Below are 15,158 nucleotides of genomic sequence, written 5' to 3'. Positions count from 1 at the left end.
AAAAAGTGGTAATTAGTTGTTTTTTATTTAAATTCACTTTAAATATACCTGCATTTTTTACAGATGCAGGGAATGGCTCAATATCCAAATTTGCACATTGAAGCGCACAAAGCTGCACAGATGTTTGGCGGAAGTTGGGCCAGTACAGCAATCCGAGCAGTGGTGCGACGCATATGCATAAAATCAATATTAAGCCAATTAAAATGGCAGTGAAATAGAGTGCGTCTGCAGCTACCGATAGAATGTGAAATGATGAATTGAGCCATGAACTGAGGCTAAAAATGCACAATAGAAAAATCAATAAAAAACCCGAAAGCTGCAGAAAATTGCTGAACAGGCGGGGCATCGATATGTGTGAAAACATCAGGCGACGTGGATGTAAGTGCAGAATCTGCTGTGTGCAGTTATATAAGCCCACAATCTTTTGTTGCTGATTTTTCTCTATATAAATGGCGCGGATCTGATCTGCTGGTTGGCAATGTACAGCGCAGAAATTAGCACTGAATAGCTGGCTTTGAATGAAGCATTGAAAATATACGCTTTCGATGGGTTTTTGCAGTCCCCAGCTTAATTCAGATGGTTGTCTAGAATGATATAAATTTTGCCTTGAATAAAATGGTACTTTGCCATCTATTGTTTTCCTTAAGATTTTTTGTGTTATGTGTTGACTATCTCATAAATATTGCTAATTAAAAGGCACAGGCTGAAGAAGCTTGTGCTTGAGGGAGATTTGGATTGTCGCTGACTTAGCTTTAGAGGTGAAAAGGTATATAGGTATAGACTAAGCCGTAAGTCAGTGCTGCAGTGAGCGTGGCTGGTACAATTTTCTTAAACTTGAAATACAAACCTGCAAGCACAGCAAATCCAACCAACATGGCAAAGCTTTTATTTGGGGCTTCAAGCAGAGGTGGTAAGGTTGCAACCACCAACATTGAACTAATTGCAGCGATACCAATCGAGCCCAAAGCGATTTTTAGCCATAAAGAACCACGCTGCTGTGAACCTTGCTGAAATTTCTGAATTACAAAAAATGGCCCAAACCGTGATGCAAAATTCGCAATTCCGACCAAGATCCCGACCAGGATAATTTCTAGATTCATGATGCTTCACCCATATGTTCAGGATCAGGTTTCTTTAAGACATAATGTTTGAATAAACCGGCAAAAATACCAGAAGAAATACCGATAAAAATCGCAGCAGACAAGTCGATAAAGTAGCAGGCAATCGCAGAAACAATAATTGTAACCGTGACCACAAATGTATGTTTTTTCTCAAATGCTGCGAGTAAAAAGCTTAAAAACAATGCAGGCAGTAGGAAGTCGAGTGCGGCTTGTAAAAATTGTGGAAGGTTGCTGACTTGATCGGCAAATAAACCGCCTAAAAATGAGCCTGTTGCCCAAGACAGCCAACTAAATAAGCTGAGTCCTAACATCCAAGATTCTGACCATTCTTGACGACGTTGCGACAGTTTGATCATACCTGATGCGAAAACTTCGTCAGTTAAACCCCAAGCCCAAACTGCCGTTTTCTTTAAATTGAGTCGGTCTTGAATCAGGTTTTGTAAAGCAGGACCGTAGAGCAAATGGCGTATATCGAGAGCAATCACAGTGAGTGCAGTCATCCAAATGGATGTTCCACTTCCCAGTAAAGCAACGACGAGAAACTGACTGGCACCTGCATACATAGAGCAAGATAAAAATAAGGCTTCCCACGCAGTGAAACCAAATTGAGTCGCAGAAACCCCAAATGCAAAAGAAACAGGAAGATAGGTAAAGATAATGGCTTGACTATCTTTAGCACCTTGCCAAAAACCCGCAGGCTGAACTGTAGGAAGTTTGTGCTCAGACACGACACACCTTTGAAAGAGTTGAACAACAGGTCAAATGATGATTGAGTATTGTACGCGAATTCACTAGCATATTGCCGAATATGTTTGCTGAAATGAGCCGGATATGCAGAGGTTAAAGATGCGTGGGATACTGATTGTTTCATTATTGAGCAGCACGGTGTTGTTGCAGGCCTGTGGTAATGATGGAGCTGAACAAGCTCAAGTCGAAATTAAAGCAGCACCCAAATTAACCAATGATGCAACGGAGTATGCTGCCAAAGCTTGGGCGTTTATCAATGAAGCCGATCCGATTGTTTATGCAAAGCAAGTTGATCAGATGGAAGAGAAAGTCCGTGTTCCAGCACGTAAATTGAGTACCGAATGGCGTATCAATGTCAAAATGACCGATTCTGTGACTGAAGGTAAATATGCACTGTGTCGTAAAGCTTTGACAAGTTTGGAAATTTGGGCACGTGAAAGTATTGATCAGAGTTCGACTGTTGCACAAAAGCAAGCAGATTATGAGCGTGATAAAAATCAATGCAAAGGTGCGATTGAAAACCCTGAACTCGGAAATACCGATCCGAAAAAAGTAGGCATTTAACCCGATCAAAGCAGTGAATTTTCACTGCTTTTTTTTAGAAAATATCAAAAAACAAGAATAAATCTATAATAGAGTATTGGAAAATCCTCCTAAAAGCATCGCTATTTCATATAAAAAATTAAATCAGTGCGCTGCAGTAGTATTGAGCTAAATTCCAAATTGCATGGTTTTTTTCTGAAGTTAAATAGATAAAAAGCATTGATTATTAAGTGCATAATTATTTTTTATAAAGATTCATTGATAAAAAACACTCCATTTTAGAACGCTAGTCGTCTGTCCTTCTCTTTAATTAATATCTTTAAAATATTAATAATACAAAGTATAGATAATGTGATAAAAAATTAAAATTATCATTATTTGATAAAATATGTAAAAATAAATGCGTAAAAGATGAAGTATGTAAATTAAATTAAAGACGTTGAATAGGTGATTAAGATGAAAAAAACATTAATGATGTTATCGGTTTTGGCTGTTTTGACTACAGCGGTCAATGTACAAGCAGCGACTGAAGACAGATCAGAAGCATCAACTCAAGAAATTGCAGCATGTACAAATGGTTTTGACAGTGTAAATGTTTGCCAATTATTGTCGTGATCAAAACTCGATAAAGCGAAGTGCCACAAATAAAAGCAAAATAACTATAAAGAATCATTCTGGTGCAATTAAATGCACTTATTTAAATCACAAATGTCAGACATCATGCACAGGAAGTGCATGAGCAATCTGATGTAACTGCGCTAGATCTAAAATTTCAATTTGTTTAAACGCAACACGAAGCACCTGCATTTTTTCCAACTGCTGAAGCTCCTGATTGACTGATTGTCGTGAGCAATTCATCAGTTGCGCGAGTTGTTCCTGTGAGATGTGTATGGTGTGTTGCTCAATTTCCAAATGATTTCCATATCCATTTAAAATAAACAGCAGACGCTGTGCGAGACGTTGACTTAAACTTTGCGTATGTAAGGCAATGAGTTCCATAAAGGCATAGCGAAGTTTTTGACTGGTGAGCTGGGCAATATGAAACCAAAACTCGGGGTGTTGTTGTATTAACTGCTGAATTGCCTGAGCGGGTAGGTGTAATAAGGTGGACTTTTTGGTACAGATGGCATCGTGAGAACGTGGTAATTGGTCAACCAAGGATATTTCGCCAAACCACATAATTGGCTCAGCAATGGCGGCAATTGCTTCTTTGCCATGAATATCAATATAGCCTAAGCGAACTGCGCCTTCTAAGACTGCATACATACCATTAAAACGCTGTCCTGATAAAAAAACACGTGCGTCTTTTTCGAAAGTTAAGGTCAGGGCATGGCGGCAGATAAAGTCTTGGAAGGAAAGATTTAAGCCTGAATACCACACATTTTTATTGAGTTGATGCACATATTGAGCGTCCAGCACAGCATATCCTTATTTTTTGGTCCAATTTGTCTATTAGCTGACAACTTTATTGATGCATTTTTTATATAGTGAAATGAGTGAATGAACAAGGAGTAAGTTAATGAGCAAACTTGAAAGACTGCTAAGCCAATATGCAGCATATCATTTAGATCGAAAAAATGTACTGACGCATTTTGTGGGTATCCCGCTCATTGTATTTTCGATTATGTGTCTAACAGCACGAGCAGGGCTGATGATTTCAGGTTTTGAACTAACCCTTGCATTATTGTTGATTATTGCCAGTGTCATTTATTACCTGAGTTTAGATAAAATTTTCGGTTTGATCATGCTTTTGGTGTTTGCCGTCACATATCCCTTAGCCTTAATGATCGCAAAAATGAGCCTTATGTCATGGTTGATCTGGAGTGTGGGGATCTTTGTTGTGGGTTGGATCATCCAATTTATCGGTCATTATTATGAAAAGAAAAAGCCTGCGTTTATGGATGATGTTATTGGCTTGGCAATAGGGCCTTTATTTGTCCTAGCAGAATTTGTGTTTCTACTCGGCTTTCGTAAAGAGCTTGAACAACGCATGTTGACAGAAGGAAGAAGACAGCGTGCAGAGATGGATTCAAAAGCATTACATATTGCTCACCCATAAATGAGTTGAATAAAAAAGCCGGATAATTCCGGCTTTTTTTGCGATGTGTTGATTCTCAACTGTTTAGGATTTCACAGCAGCTTTATGTTGTTCCGCTGCGACCTTTTGTGCAGCGATTTTTGCTTTTGCGTCAGTATTTGCAGCTTTGGCAGCATGGGCTGAAGTTTTAGCTTCTGATTTTGCTTGTGTTGCAAGATGCTGTGCTTGAGCTGCATCATGTTTTGCTAATTTTTGATTATGTTTCACTTTACTCTGAGCCAATTGGCTGGCTTGTTTTGCATCGTGTCGAGCGACTTTTGCATCATGCTGCGCAACTTGTGCTGCATGTGTAGCAGTACGTTCCTGATGTTTTGTATCTTTAGCAATGGAAACACAAGTACCACCTTTATGGTTTGCACCTGTACCACCTGTAAGTGTGGTGCCTTGTGGACGTGCAAACGCAGTTGCACTAAGCATTGTAAAGATACCTGCTGTTAGAATTGTGCTGATTTTTTTCATTGCTATTGTTCTATGAAAATAGGCATTAGTGCCTATGAATAAATTTATAGCAGAACGGTAGAGATTTAAGTCGTTGCACTGTGGTGACTCGGCAACCAAATCATGTATTCGTGTCGATATAATTTTGTTTTTAAGCAGGTTTTAAGTTTTTAAATATGCTTATTTTTTGGCTTGGGCTTTTGCCTGAAATTAAAAAGCCAGCAAATTGCTGGCTTTTTATGGGTGCTCTTATACGTTAAAACGGAAGTGTAAAACATCGCCATCTTGAACGATGTATGTTTTACCTTCTAAACGCCATTTACCTGCTTCTTTAGCGCCAGCTTCACCGTTGTATTGAACGAAGTCGTTGTAGGCAACACATTCAGCACGAATAAAGCCTTTTTCGAAGTCAGTGTGAATCACACCTGCAGCTTGAGGTGCAGTTGCACCAATTTTCACTGTCCAAGCACGAACTTCTTGTACACCAGCTGTAAAGTAAGTTTGAAGGCCAAGTAAGCCATAACCTGCACGAATAACCACGTTTAGACCAGGTTCTTCCATGCCTAAAGCTTCAAGGAATTCAGCTCGGTCTTCATCTTCAAGTAATGAAATTTCTGCTTCGATTTGGTTGCAAAGTGGAACCACAATCGCATTTTCTTCAGCAGCTAATTTTTGTACTGCTTCTAAGTGAGGGTTATTTTCGAAACCATCTTCTGCAACGTTGGCAATATACATGGTTGGTTTAAGGGTTAGGAAGCCATAACCACGCACCAATTTACGTTCATCTTCATCAAGGTCAGCTGCACGCGCAGGTTTACCTTCATCCAGTAAAGGTAAGATTTTGTCTAAAACAGCTTTGGTCGCAATCGCTTCTTTATCGCCACCTTTTGCAGATTTTGCTAGACGTGTAATTGCTTTAGAAACAGCTTCTAAGTCAGCAAGTGCAAGTTCAGTGTTGATTGTTGCGATATCGTCAAGTGGATCAATTTTGCCATTTACGTGAATGACATTCTCGTCTTCAAAACAACGTACAACATGTGCAATAGCATCCGTTTCACGAATGTTAGCTAAGAATTGGTTACCAAGGCCTTCACCTTTAGATGCACCAGCAACGAGACCTGCAATATCCACAAATTCCATCGTGGTTGGGACAACACGTTGTGGGTTTACAATTTCAGCAAGTTTATCCATACGTGGGTCAGGTACAGGTACGATCCCAGTATTTGGCTCAATTGTACAGAATGGGAAGTTTTCAGCAGCAATCGCAGCTTTGGTTAATGCGTTGAAAAGCGTTGATTTACCAACGTTCGGCAGGCCGACAATACCACAGTTAAAACCCATGAAATAACTCACAAAGTATTATAAAAAAATTGTGGATGATTTTACATGAAAGCCATAATAAAGTCAGGTGATATGGGAGGGAGAATGTATAACTTATTGAATCGCGCTGAGATCGAGATGAATTCACGTCTGAATAAAGCTTAAGTTGCACTACGGATGCAGAATAGGTGCAAAAATGACATTGTGTTTCAATAACACAGTGACTAAAGTATCCCTATAAAATTACTGGGTTTTATAAACCACAGTTACAACAAAAACTTGGAGCATTTATGCGAACTCTCTACCAGTTTCCACTCTCACATTTTTGTGAAAAGGCGCGCTGGTTACTCGATCATAAAGAGTTGGATTATGTGGCTCATAATTTAATGCCGGGTGTACATCGTGCATTTGCACAGCTTAAAACAGGGCAAAACAAATTACCGATTTTACGTGATCAAGATCATTGGGTTGCAGATTCAACTCAAATCGCCTTTTACTTGGATGCGACCTACCCCGAACATAGTCTGATCCGTCCAGATGTCAAACTGCGTGAAGACGCTTTAGAAATTAATGAACTCTCCATTGAGTTAGGCCAACATGTGCGCCGTTGGGGGTTGGCCCATGTATTAAATGAAAGTGAAGAATCACTTGATATTTTAATTGGTGAAAAGGGCTATTTACGTCAGTTTGAAAAATATTCCAAGCCCATTATAAAGGCACTGGTTTCTAAAGGTTATCAATTAGATACGGATAAGGTTGCGGCTTCACGTGAGCGATTGGACGAAATTGTGGTTGATTTAAATCAACGTCTGATCGAACAAGGTGGGCGTTATTTTGTAGGCGACCGATTAGGTTTGGCTGATATTGCAGTGTGTTCAATGTTGGCGCCGATATTAGAGATTGTTGGAACGCCGTGGGAAAAAGAGCATGGCGAAACCTTGTCAGAAGAGTTTAAAGCTTACAAAGCCTATTTGAGCGATTTGCCTTTAGGTCAATATGTGCAACGTATATACCAAACAGAACGTAACGCACGTGTAGATTGGCGTGGTGTATAAGCTCTTTATATGAAAGCTTTGCGTCATACTGCTTTAAAAAAGCGCGCCTAACAGCGCGCTTTTTCATCAGACATTCAATCCTTAAATATAGCTTTGTTGTTGAATATCCAAAATATTCAGCACTGGACTGATACTATCGGCTTGTAAAGTATTCAGCGGCATAACAGGGTAGAATATATTGCCTAGCGCATCCTTAATACTTGGGATGATGGTGGAGATATCAAAATCACCTTGAGCAGAACCTAAATTTTCCAATAGGTCATTAATATTCGGTAATTGGCCCGTGAGGTTTTCAGTCAATTGGTTGAACTGATCCGTGATAGAACCAAGATCAATTTTTTCAGGAGCAAGATTGCCAAGTAAATCGCCAAGATCTGGAATGGTCAGTTGATCGAGGAACTGAGTCGCTTCACCATTGCTGTCCATCAGAGCAATGACTGGTTTCAACGAATCAATCACTTGATTTAAATCAGTTGAAAGCTTCAGTAAGGATGGATTGTTGACCACATCCAAAATGGTGCTCACGCTATTTAATACATCATAAATCGCTTTGACGGTTTGAGCCTGATTCGTATCGATGACATCACTTTTTGCCAGTAAATCTAATAGCGGATTAAGTCCTTTGATCACCCCTGAAATGGTCTCAGGGATATTGCCTTGGTTGGCTGATGAAATGGCGGTCACTAGATTGGTCACACTTCCAATCACAGTCGGTAAAGCATGACTCAATTGTTCCATATCAATAGATGAGTTATCTTTATTGATTGAGGCTAATAAAGGTAGGAGGGCACTCGTTGCACCTTGTGCAATTTGCCCAAAGTCAATGTTTCCAGAAGACGAGCTCCCAATCATCTGAATAATGGGTTGCGCATATTCTAAAACTTGACTGAGTGTATTGATAATTTGCGTTGAATCCGTTGACCCAGTTGCGCTTCCAAGCATAGCAAGCAATGGTTTGATGGCATTTACAGCACTGCTAATATTGTCAGGAAGATTACCTTGATTATTGGTGCTACTCAGTAAACTTTGCAAGCTGTTGACAATGGTAGGTAAGGATTGAACCAACTGATTCATCTCTGTTGAGCCAGCGTTGCCACCTAAATTTTGTAGGAGCGGTTGCAGTGTTGTCATCAAAGTCTTGAGTGCATCCGAATTTGAACCGTTATTGGATGTAAGACTTTGAATCGTGCTAATCACTTGGGGCAGCGTTTTAGTCAGTGCGCTAAAATCAAAAGACTTTGTGCCACCTAAATTACCCAATAATCCTGTCAGCGTATCCGTGATATTGGTTGTAGGTTTAAGCGGGCTAAGTAGGTTACTGACCGTGCTGCTAATTGTACTGAGCTGTAGGGAAGGGCTTAGTACAGAACTTAATTTTGAGCTGAGTGAACTCAGTGATTTAATTGCCATGTTTATTCTTCCGTTTTTGTTTTTTTTGTATATTTATGAACCGCCGCTATTTTTTAATGTAATTACCAAACCAAGTAAATAAGTGAAAAAAAAGAAATGTGACATAGAGCGCACATTGAAAAATAAAGTAAAAATAAAAAATTGAAAAATATAAATAAAATATCTTTCCCTTTTATCAGAAATTGATTTATTCAGATCAATGGAATGCATCGAGAAGCTTTATTGGTAGGTTGTCTAAAGACGTTATTTAGAATATAAAAACTAAACTTTGATGAAAAAACATTCATTTAAACACGATATTTATGCAAATTATTATGTTCATAATGCATATGAGCTTTATTATTTTTAATAAATCATGCTATACATGAGAAAACTTGCACATAAATGCTGATTTTAAAACTTAAAATAACATTGAAAATGACAACAGGTGTTTGATGAATCTGGATCATCAGCACTGTTTTCAAAAATGGCTGGAGTAGACTGATGGAACTAGACCGTTTTGATAAACAAATTTTAGAAATTTTGACCCATGAAGATGTCAATTTAAATGAACTGTCAGAGCGGGTGAATTTATCGGTCAGTTCAGTTCATCGTCGGATCAAACAATTGATTGATCACAATATTATCAGTGGTCTGAAACGTGAAATTAATTATCAAAAATTGGGCTTTAGTTTGCATGTGCTGCTACAGGTGTCCTTAAGCAAACATGATACAGATACCTTTGCTAAATTTTTAGAAGCATTAGAAAGTATTCCAGAAGTCATTAATGCATTTTTGGTGACAGGGCAGTCTGCCGATTTTATTGTGGAAGTCGTTGCACGGGATATGGAAAACTATAGTGAAATTTTACTCAAGCGCATTGGTAAAATTGAACACGTAGTTGCATTACATTCGAGCTTTGTAATTAAACAATATAATGTTTTTAACTGTAATGGCTTATTAAATAAGGTTTAAATGCAGCCCTCATATATAAACTCAAACAGTTGAAAGCTAGGCAATAAAAAACGCACCGAAGGGTGCGTTTTATACTTCACTCGATTGAACTATAGAGCTTCTAACTCAGCCATCACTTCATCGGTGAATTCAACGTTGGTATACACGTTTTGAACGTCGTCAAGATCTTCAAACATATCAATCATTTTGATGATTTTTTTCGCTTGTTCGATATCTGAAATTAACGCTTTAGTTGAAGGGTTCATGACCACTTCGGCGTTATCAGATTTTAAACCTGCTGCTGCAAGTGCATCCTGAACCTCACCGAAAGTTTCAGGTGTGGTGATAACTAGAATTTCTTCTTCGTCCACTTCGATGTCTTCAGCACCCGCTTCTAAAGCGACGTCCATGATTTGATCTTCTAAAGAAACATCTTCAAAAGTAATCTCACCACGTTTGGTAAACATATAAGCTACTGAACCTGCAGTACCTAAATTACCATCAGTTTTCGAGAAGCAATGACGAACGTCAGGAACAGTACGGTTCAAGTTATCCGTCATTGTTTCAATGATGACAGCAACACCACCAACGCCATATCCTTCGTAGGTTACTTCTTTTAGATCGGTATTTTCTTCACCGCCCACACCACGTTGGATCGCACGGTTAATGGTGTCACGTGTCATGTTTGCAACTAATGCTTTTTCAACAACAGCACGTAAACGTGGGTTAGACGCTACATCACCGCCGCCTAAGCGTGCAGCTGTCACGATTTCACGGATAAATTTTGTGAATACTTTAGCGCGGCTCGCATCTTGTTTTGCTTTACGATGCTTAGTATTAGCCCACTTGGAATGACCCGCCATGCGAAATATGCTCCTTGTAGATTGGCCTTATGCCTATCAAATTGAGCAAATTCTACCATAATGGCTTTTTTGTGTGAAAGTACTGGATTTCATGAATTGAGTAGTTGAAAAAAAAATATCCAAATTTGAGAAAATAATGCGAAATGTCTAAACGCCCGTACTGTAATTTTTCTTATGATGAGAATCGGGCTAAAAGGGGGAGTCTGATCCTGTTATAACAGGAAGATATAAATGTACAATGCGTGGAGCACGATACATTTATATCTTTAAATACGTAGTTCGTTAAAACGTGAATGGCGCTTAGTCTTTATTTTTAGGTTCTGGGATCACGATATCTAAACCTACTTTATCTTTATAGAGTTGCTTAATTAAAGCTAAATCGTGATCGAGCTCAGTCGGGTAAATCTTGCCAAAAATACCACCTTGTTTGGTTTTTGAGTTGGCATACATTAATACAATCGGCACACCTGCTGCTTTAGCAATATACCAAAAGCCTGTACGAATTGGTTTTCGTGTTTCACCACGTACTGCACGGGTCGCTTCTGGAGCAATGACTAAATTAAATTTTTCATTGGCTTCAAAATGCTCAACCATTTGAGTCACGATGTCTTTATTGGCTTTACGGTCTACAGGAATCCCGCCAATCGCTTCAAGAACAGGTTTAAATGGACCTTTAAAGAGTTCTTTTTTAATCAGCGTGTGAATTTTGATGTCATAAATTTGGCAAAGGGCCAATGAAAGTACAGCATCCATCATTGAGGTGTGTTCAAAGCCGACGATCACTTGTTTATTTTCTAAAACATCAGGTTCTACGCGGTATTTCCAGCCCGCCAATTTAAATGCGGATTCGCCAATAAACTTTTTCAACATAGTCGGTGATACGGTGATTTTAAAAAGGTGTAATTTCTGCTTGTTTGGATCATGAGTCAAGAGGATTTAAGTGAGCTTTGATCTGAATTGTGCATATATTACAAATCGGAATAAGAAGGGCGGATTGAAAAATTATACTTTTTAGCAATAAATCGGTTAAATTTTATATAGCAAAGCTATCATCATAGATAAAAATACTCTTAAAAATTTGCTAAATATGGCTAGGCACCGTCAGAAATTCTTATTAGACTTTTGTCGTAGGTTAAAACTTTTAACCTGTTGGTCTTAACTCGTTTTCTAACGGAGAACTCAAGCATGATTTATTTAACTGCTGTGTTATTCGCTGTTGCTATGTTTGCTTTGATTGTTATTTGGTCAATTGTTGAGTTTTATTTGGACTTAAGAAAGCCTGAACAGGTTGAGTCTTAATTTTTGCACTTTTAAAATGCGAAATATGTAGTATTTCTAAAAGTCATGAATCAAAAAACATTTGCTTATAATGAATAAAATAATATCTTTTAAGTATAACAAATCGTGACTTAATTTACGGGTATTTAGAACTTAAGCTTTTAAATTTTTCTTGAATGTATTTTTTTATAACCTACTTCTCGTATTAAGCAATCGTGGCTTACTCAAGCTGGCTTGAAGTTTTGTACGTATCTATATGTTATCTGCCATATCTTTTAAAGGCTTAGACTGACTTTATTTAGTTTTTAACATTAAAAAACCCCTCACGATTAATGCACGTAAGGGGTTGTTTTATATGGTGGGCCCACACGGACGACTACAAATTTTCATCTTATTGATTATGAAAGTTTATTTATAATGATCAGTGTTGAGGATACAAATTAGGATACATGGTTTTGATTGTTGTTTTTATGACCAGTATTGTTCTGTTTGTATAAAATTCAACCCGTGCGAGCTAGGCATATTTTACAATCAGCGAATTAAATAAAAATTTACTTAATAGCATTCCATCAATGTTGAACTTTTAGTATCTACAATTCTATATAGTTCTAAGAATATTTAATTCAATTTTGCGTAAAACTTGCTCTGATTCGGATTAATAAAAATGTAATCTGATAAGAATGAGTTTGTGATAGCTTTGTTGCATAAAGCCTTTGAAGATATGGTTTCATAAGTTACTAAAATTTAAGTGACAACTTAGGTATGAGGTCTGCCTAAGTCTGTAAATTTATTTAATACGGCTATCTCATACTTGACTGTCAAAATTCTCTAAGTACAGTTTATCGCCTAATAATTTGATGCAATGCATCTTGGTTTTAACAAAACTTCGCCAATGATAGCCTGACCTTTTTCCATCAGCTGATGTCTAAACGTTTAACTATCCAAACCAAGTTACTTCGCCTCTATGAGCTATTCTTCTGAATTTTCCAAGGCTTTACATTTTTTAGGTGGAATCACTGCATGTGTTTAATGATCTGCAATGAACTGACCGCACTGCTTGGGATCATAAGCTTCATCAGTATATTCGGAATAAATCGGCTCATCTTGTGGAATCTGATTAAGTAAATCACCAAGCACCTGTGAATCACTGACATTATTAATTGTGAGCTGAACTGCTCGTATTTGTACGATTGCAGTATCTATACGAATATGAAATTTACGCAATTGATGAAGATATTCAGGTTGATATTACTTGAATTTCAATAATCACAGTTAAGAAATTAGCGTTATAAAATTTGATAAAATTAATTATGAAAAATGAGAAAAATTAAATAGCCAATTGGTTGATATTTAATTTATTGGATATTAATAATTTTTAATTTAAGAAATCCGAGGATTTAGGGGGTGTTTTTGATTTTTTTAAAAATAATATTATATATTTTTGTTGGCTTGTATTTTATTGAATATGAGTGTTAAAGATAAATTTTACTAGTTTTTTAATTGGATGTTTGAAAGTATTTTTATTTTAATGGAATATTGTAAGTGCAATATTCCATTAAATTTGGGGGTTTTAATTGATATGGATTGTATGATATTGACTAGTAATCACTCATGGAAGATGGGATGCTTTCAAATAATTTTTGTTTAATTTCATGTTTGTTAATTCGATTTTTTCTTTCTTTTAATAATCTATCAAGCCAGATAAGAAAGGCTTCGTGATTATTATAGCAAGTATTTACATTTAAAAAACCACTCAGCTCTGAGCCATTTTTAATGTTTAATTCAGATATTAATGAATATCCGATATTTTTTGTTTCTTGACATATATAAAGTTCAAAATTCATATCTAATAATACGCTTATGTGAAAATATTATCTTAATTATTCTCTTAAAATTTTGCAGCGTGTCGACATTGCAAGTGTTCAAAAAAAGCACGGAAGACAATAAAAAGTTATTTTTTGATTTTTTAAAGAGTGGTGTTTGAAAAATAAACAAGACTACCGTTACTCACCGGGAAGGATTTAAATTTTTTTTTGTTATGTCATAAATTGTGTGAAAAATAATCAGTGTTACGTCATACTTCGTATAAAATGCAGCCTTTGTTACGTCATAAAGTGGCTGTATTTTGATCGGTGTTACGTCATAAATTTTGAATTTCTGTTTAATTGTTTTTAATGTTTTATTTTGGAGGCTTTAATTGTTGATTTTTCAATGAACTTTATTCTGTGGTTTATTTATTTTTATATTCAAATATAATTTATTTTGTAGATTTTTATTTTATTGAATGTTAATTGTTTTGTTGTTTGGTTTTTATGATTTTAAATTTATGTTAATTTTGTTTATAGTGTTGAGTTGATAGTGTTTGTTTTTTTATTGTGGTTTTATTTGATGTTGTGTGGTTTGATGGTGTTTTGGATTTTTAAGAATTAAACTTCAATTATGCTGTGATTGTTTTTTGAGTAATATTTTATTTTTGAATGTTGATTTATTTATATTTAAATAATTATTTTAATTTAAGGTGTGAGTTTTTGTGTTGAAAAAATTTTATTTAAAATAATTGTATGGTGGTGAATTTTTTTTGGCATGATTTGATTTTTATTTTCTTAAAGTGAAGGTTTGATATATGGATAGAAATGTATTTAAATTGATTTTTAGCGAAAATTATAGAGCTTATATTGCATATTTCTTAATTAAATTTACGTTAATTTTACAGTTATATAATATGTGCTTTTTTTTAATATTTACGTGAGCTTAAAGATGGGGGTGAATAGCCACCAAAATTCTAGACACATATAACCATCTTTTGATGGGCTTTTTCATAATCCAATGGCGTAAGCTTCATATTGGGATCGATGCTGAAACCCTTCAAATACGTGCAGTACAACTTACTACAAATAATGTAAGCGATTCGCAAGTTCTCGATGATTTACTTGCTCAAATTTCTTTAGATGAACGAATTGATTCGGTCTATACCGACGGTGCTTATGATACGAAGCACTGTAGACAAGTCATTTTAGATCGAAATGCACATGCAGTCATTCAGCCAAGAAAAAATGCAAAGCCATGGAAAGATCAGAAATTAAGATCTTTAGAGCGGAATGAATTATTAAAGACAGTCAAACGTTTAGGCAGATCACTTTGGAAAAAATGGTCTGGTTATCACCGTCGAAGTTTGGTTGAAACTAAGATGCATTGCATCAAATTATTAGGCGATAAATTAACAGCGAGAAGTTTTTCTAGTCAGGTAAATGAGATCCATGCACGTATAGCCGTATTGAATAAATTTACAGAATTAGGTCGTCCTCATACCCAAGTTGTCACTTGAGTTTTGTTCAAATGAGCAGAGTGCTGC

Annotated in this window: 14 protein-coding genes and 2 pseudogenes; 6 read left to right on the top strand and 10 right to left on the bottom strand. The window is 36.5% G+C overall.

Annotated features, from left to right (window positions below; all coding sequences use genetic code 11):
* Nucleotides 1-752: 752 nt before the first annotated feature.
* Together ygaH and FTV37_RS04925 are read right to left on the bottom strand one after the other, a co-directional pair.
* On the bottom strand, nucleotides 753-1,100 hold the full coding sequence (ygaH, locus tag FTV37_RS04930) for an L-valine transporter subunit YgaH (RefSeq protein ID WP_180004109.1): 348 nt from the start codon (nucleotides 1,098-1,100) through the stop codon (nucleotides 753-755).
* Nucleotides 1,097-1,849 carry an AzlC family ABC transporter permease gene (locus FTV37_RS04925; protein WP_078194362.1) on the bottom strand — a complete coding sequence of 251 codons (753 nt, stop codon included), beginning with the start codon at nucleotides 1,847-1,849 and terminating at the stop codon, nucleotides 1,097-1,099. The genes ygaH and FTV37_RS04925 overlap by 4 nt, the downstream gene beginning before the upstream one ends.
* A 103-nt stretch (nucleotides 1,850-1,952) precedes the next feature.
* On the opposite strand from FTV37_RS04925, the gene FTV37_RS04920 reads away from it, so the two are divergent.
* Nucleotides 1,953-2,432 (top strand): hypothetical protein, encoded by a 480-nt coding sequence (locus tag FTV37_RS04920; protein ID WP_078194361.1) that lies wholly within the window; start codon nucleotides 1,953-1,955, stop codon nucleotides 2,430-2,432.
* Nucleotides 2,433-2,867: 435 nt separating this feature from the next.
* Entirely contained in the window at nucleotides 2,868-3,026 is a 159-nt protein-coding gene (locus FTV37_RS04915) for a hypothetical protein (protein WP_257224205.1), read from the top strand.
* 96 nt (nucleotides 3,027-3,122) lie between these two features.
* Here the strand turns inward: FTV37_RS04915 and FTV37_RS04910 are convergent, their stop codons facing one another.
* Complete coding sequence (locus FTV37_RS04910; RefSeq protein ID WP_180063167.1) at nucleotides 3,123-3,830, bottom strand: Crp/Fnr family transcriptional regulator; 708 nt, start codon at nucleotides 3,828-3,830, stop codon at nucleotides 3,123-3,125.
* Between the two features lie 100 nt (nucleotides 3,831-3,930).
* Between FTV37_RS04910 and FTV37_RS04905 the strand changes: the two genes are divergently transcribed.
* Nucleotides 3,931-4,470 (top strand): DUF962 domain-containing protein, encoded by a 540-nt coding sequence (locus FTV37_RS04905; RefSeq protein WP_180063166.1) that lies wholly within the window; start codon nucleotides 3,931-3,933, stop codon nucleotides 4,468-4,470.
* Nucleotides 4,471-4,533: 63 nt separating this feature from the next.
* On the opposite strand, the gene FTV37_RS04900 is transcribed toward FTV37_RS04905, so the two are convergent.
* Both FTV37_RS04900 and ychF read right to left on the bottom strand, forming a co-directional pair.
* Entirely contained in the window at nucleotides 4,534-4,968 is a 435-nt protein-coding gene (locus FTV37_RS04900) for a hypothetical protein (RefSeq protein WP_257224204.1), read from the bottom strand.
* A gap of 228 nt (nucleotides 4,969-5,196) precedes the next feature.
* Nucleotides 5,197-6,288 (bottom strand): redox-regulated ATPase YchF, encoded by a 1,092-nt coding sequence (gene ychF / locus FTV37_RS04895; RefSeq protein WP_078189045.1) that lies wholly within the window; start codon nucleotides 6,286-6,288, stop codon nucleotides 5,197-5,199.
* 269 nt (nucleotides 6,289-6,557) lie between these two features.
* On the opposite strand from ychF, the gene FTV37_RS04890 reads away from it, so the two are divergent.
* Nucleotides 6,558-7,322, top strand: a complete 765-nt coding sequence (locus FTV37_RS04890; RefSeq protein ID WP_180012150.1) for a glutathione S-transferase family protein — start codon at nucleotides 6,558-6,560, stop codon at nucleotides 7,320-7,322.
* An 81-nt stretch (nucleotides 7,323-7,403) separates the two neighbouring features.
* Here FTV37_RS04890 and FTV37_RS04885 read toward each other — a convergent pair whose 3' ends face one another.
* Entirely contained in the window at nucleotides 7,404-8,732 is a 1,329-nt protein-coding gene (locus tag FTV37_RS04885; RefSeq protein WP_180063165.1) for a hypothetical protein, read from the bottom strand.
* A gap of 483 nt (nucleotides 8,733-9,215) precedes the next feature.
* Between FTV37_RS04885 and FTV37_RS04880 the strand changes: the two genes are divergently transcribed.
* Nucleotides 9,216-9,686, top strand: a complete 471-nt coding sequence (locus FTV37_RS04880; RefSeq protein WP_111885999.1) for an Lrp/AsnC family transcriptional regulator — start codon at nucleotides 9,216-9,218, stop codon at nucleotides 9,684-9,686.
* A gap of 89 nt (nucleotides 9,687-9,775) precedes the next feature.
* On the opposite strand, the gene FTV37_RS04875 is transcribed toward FTV37_RS04880, so the two are convergent.
* The 4 genes and pseudogenes from FTV37_RS04875 to FTV37_RS04860 all read right to left on the bottom strand — a co-directional run bounded on the left by FTV37_RS04875 (nucleotide 9,776) and on the right by FTV37_RS04860 (nucleotide 13,650).
* Complete coding sequence (locus tag FTV37_RS04875) at nucleotides 9,776-10,528, bottom strand: YebC/PmpR family DNA-binding transcriptional regulator (RefSeq protein ID WP_111886000.1); 753 nt, start codon at nucleotides 10,526-10,528, stop codon at nucleotides 9,776-9,778.
* A gap of 300 nt (nucleotides 10,529-10,828) precedes the next feature.
* Complete coding sequence (locus FTV37_RS04870) at nucleotides 10,829-11,398, bottom strand: 1-acyl-sn-glycerol-3-phosphate acyltransferase (RefSeq protein WP_180063164.1); 570 nt, start codon at nucleotides 11,396-11,398, stop codon at nucleotides 10,829-10,831.
* Between the two features lie 1,164 nt (nucleotides 11,399-12,562).
* Nucleotides 12,563-13,054 (bottom strand): annotated as a pseudogene (locus FTV37_RS17830) (transposase); the annotation flags it as partial.
* A 350-nt stretch (nucleotides 13,055-13,404) separates the two neighbouring features.
* Entirely contained in the window at nucleotides 13,405-13,650 is a 246-nt protein-coding gene (locus FTV37_RS04860; protein WP_180041571.1) for a hypothetical protein, read from the bottom strand.
* A 980-nt stretch (nucleotides 13,651-14,630) separates the two neighbouring features.
* On the opposite strand from FTV37_RS04860, the pseudogene FTV37_RS04855 reads away from it, so the two are divergent.
* Nucleotides 14,631-15,131, top strand: a pseudogene (locus FTV37_RS04855) (IS5 family transposase); the annotation flags it as partial.
* Nucleotides 15,132-15,158: the final 27 nt, after the last annotated feature.

It is taken from the genome of Acinetobacter sp. YH16042, assembly GCF_013417245.1.
GTDB lineage: Bacteria > Pseudomonadota > Gammaproteobacteria > Pseudomonadales > Moraxellaceae > Acinetobacter > Acinetobacter amyesii.
Note: the sequence above shows the minus strand (reverse complement) of the source record. Positions and strands in the feature narration are given on the sequence as shown.

What these genes read in the sequence shown, in the direction of transcription:
- ychF (WP_078189045.1), bottom strand. Translation starts at nt 6,288, where the DNA reads ATGGGTTTTAACTGTGGTATTGTCGGCCTGCCGAACGTTGGTAAATCA.
- FTV37_RS04860 (WP_180041571.1), bottom strand. Translation starts at nt 13,650, where the DNA reads ATGAATTTTGAACTTTATATATGTCAAGAAACAAAAAATATCGGATAT.
- FTV37_RS04915 (WP_257224205.1), top strand. Translation starts at nt 2,868, where the DNA reads ATGAAAAAAACATTAATGATGTTATCGGTTTTGGCTGTTTTGACTACA.
- FTV37_RS04920 (WP_078194361.1), top strand. Translation starts at nt 1,953, where the DNA reads ATGCAGAGGTTAAAGATGCGTGGGATACTGATTGTTTCATTATTGAGC.
- FTV37_RS04905 (WP_180063166.1), top strand. Translation starts at nt 3,931, where the DNA reads ATGAGCAAACTTGAAAGACTGCTAAGCCAATATGCAGCATATCATTTA.
- FTV37_RS04870 (WP_180063164.1), bottom strand. Translation starts at nt 11,398, where the DNA reads ATGTTGAAAAAGTTTATTGGCGAATCCGCATTTAAATTGGCGGGCTGG.
- FTV37_RS04885 (WP_180063165.1), bottom strand. Translation starts at nt 8,732, where the DNA reads ATGGCAATTAAATCACTGAGTTCACTCAGCTCAAAATTAAGTTCTGTA.
- ygaH (WP_180004109.1), bottom strand. Translation starts at nt 1,100, where the DNA reads ATGAATCTAGAAATTATCCTGGTCGGGATCTTGGTCGGAATTGCGAAT.
- FTV37_RS04900 (WP_257224204.1), bottom strand. Translation starts at nt 4,968, where the DNA reads ATGAAAAAAATCAGCACAATTCTAACAGCAGGTATCTTTACAATGCTT.
- FTV37_RS04875 (WP_111886000.1), bottom strand. Translation starts at nt 10,528, where the DNA reads ATGGCGGGTCATTCCAAGTGGGCTAATACTAAGCATCGTAAAGCAAAA.
- FTV37_RS04890 (WP_180012150.1), top strand. Translation starts at nt 6,558, where the DNA reads ATGCGAACTCTCTACCAGTTTCCACTCTCACATTTTTGTGAAAAGGCG.
- FTV37_RS04880 (WP_111885999.1), top strand. Translation starts at nt 9,216, where the DNA reads ATGGAACTAGACCGTTTTGATAAACAAATTTTAGAAATTTTGACCCAT.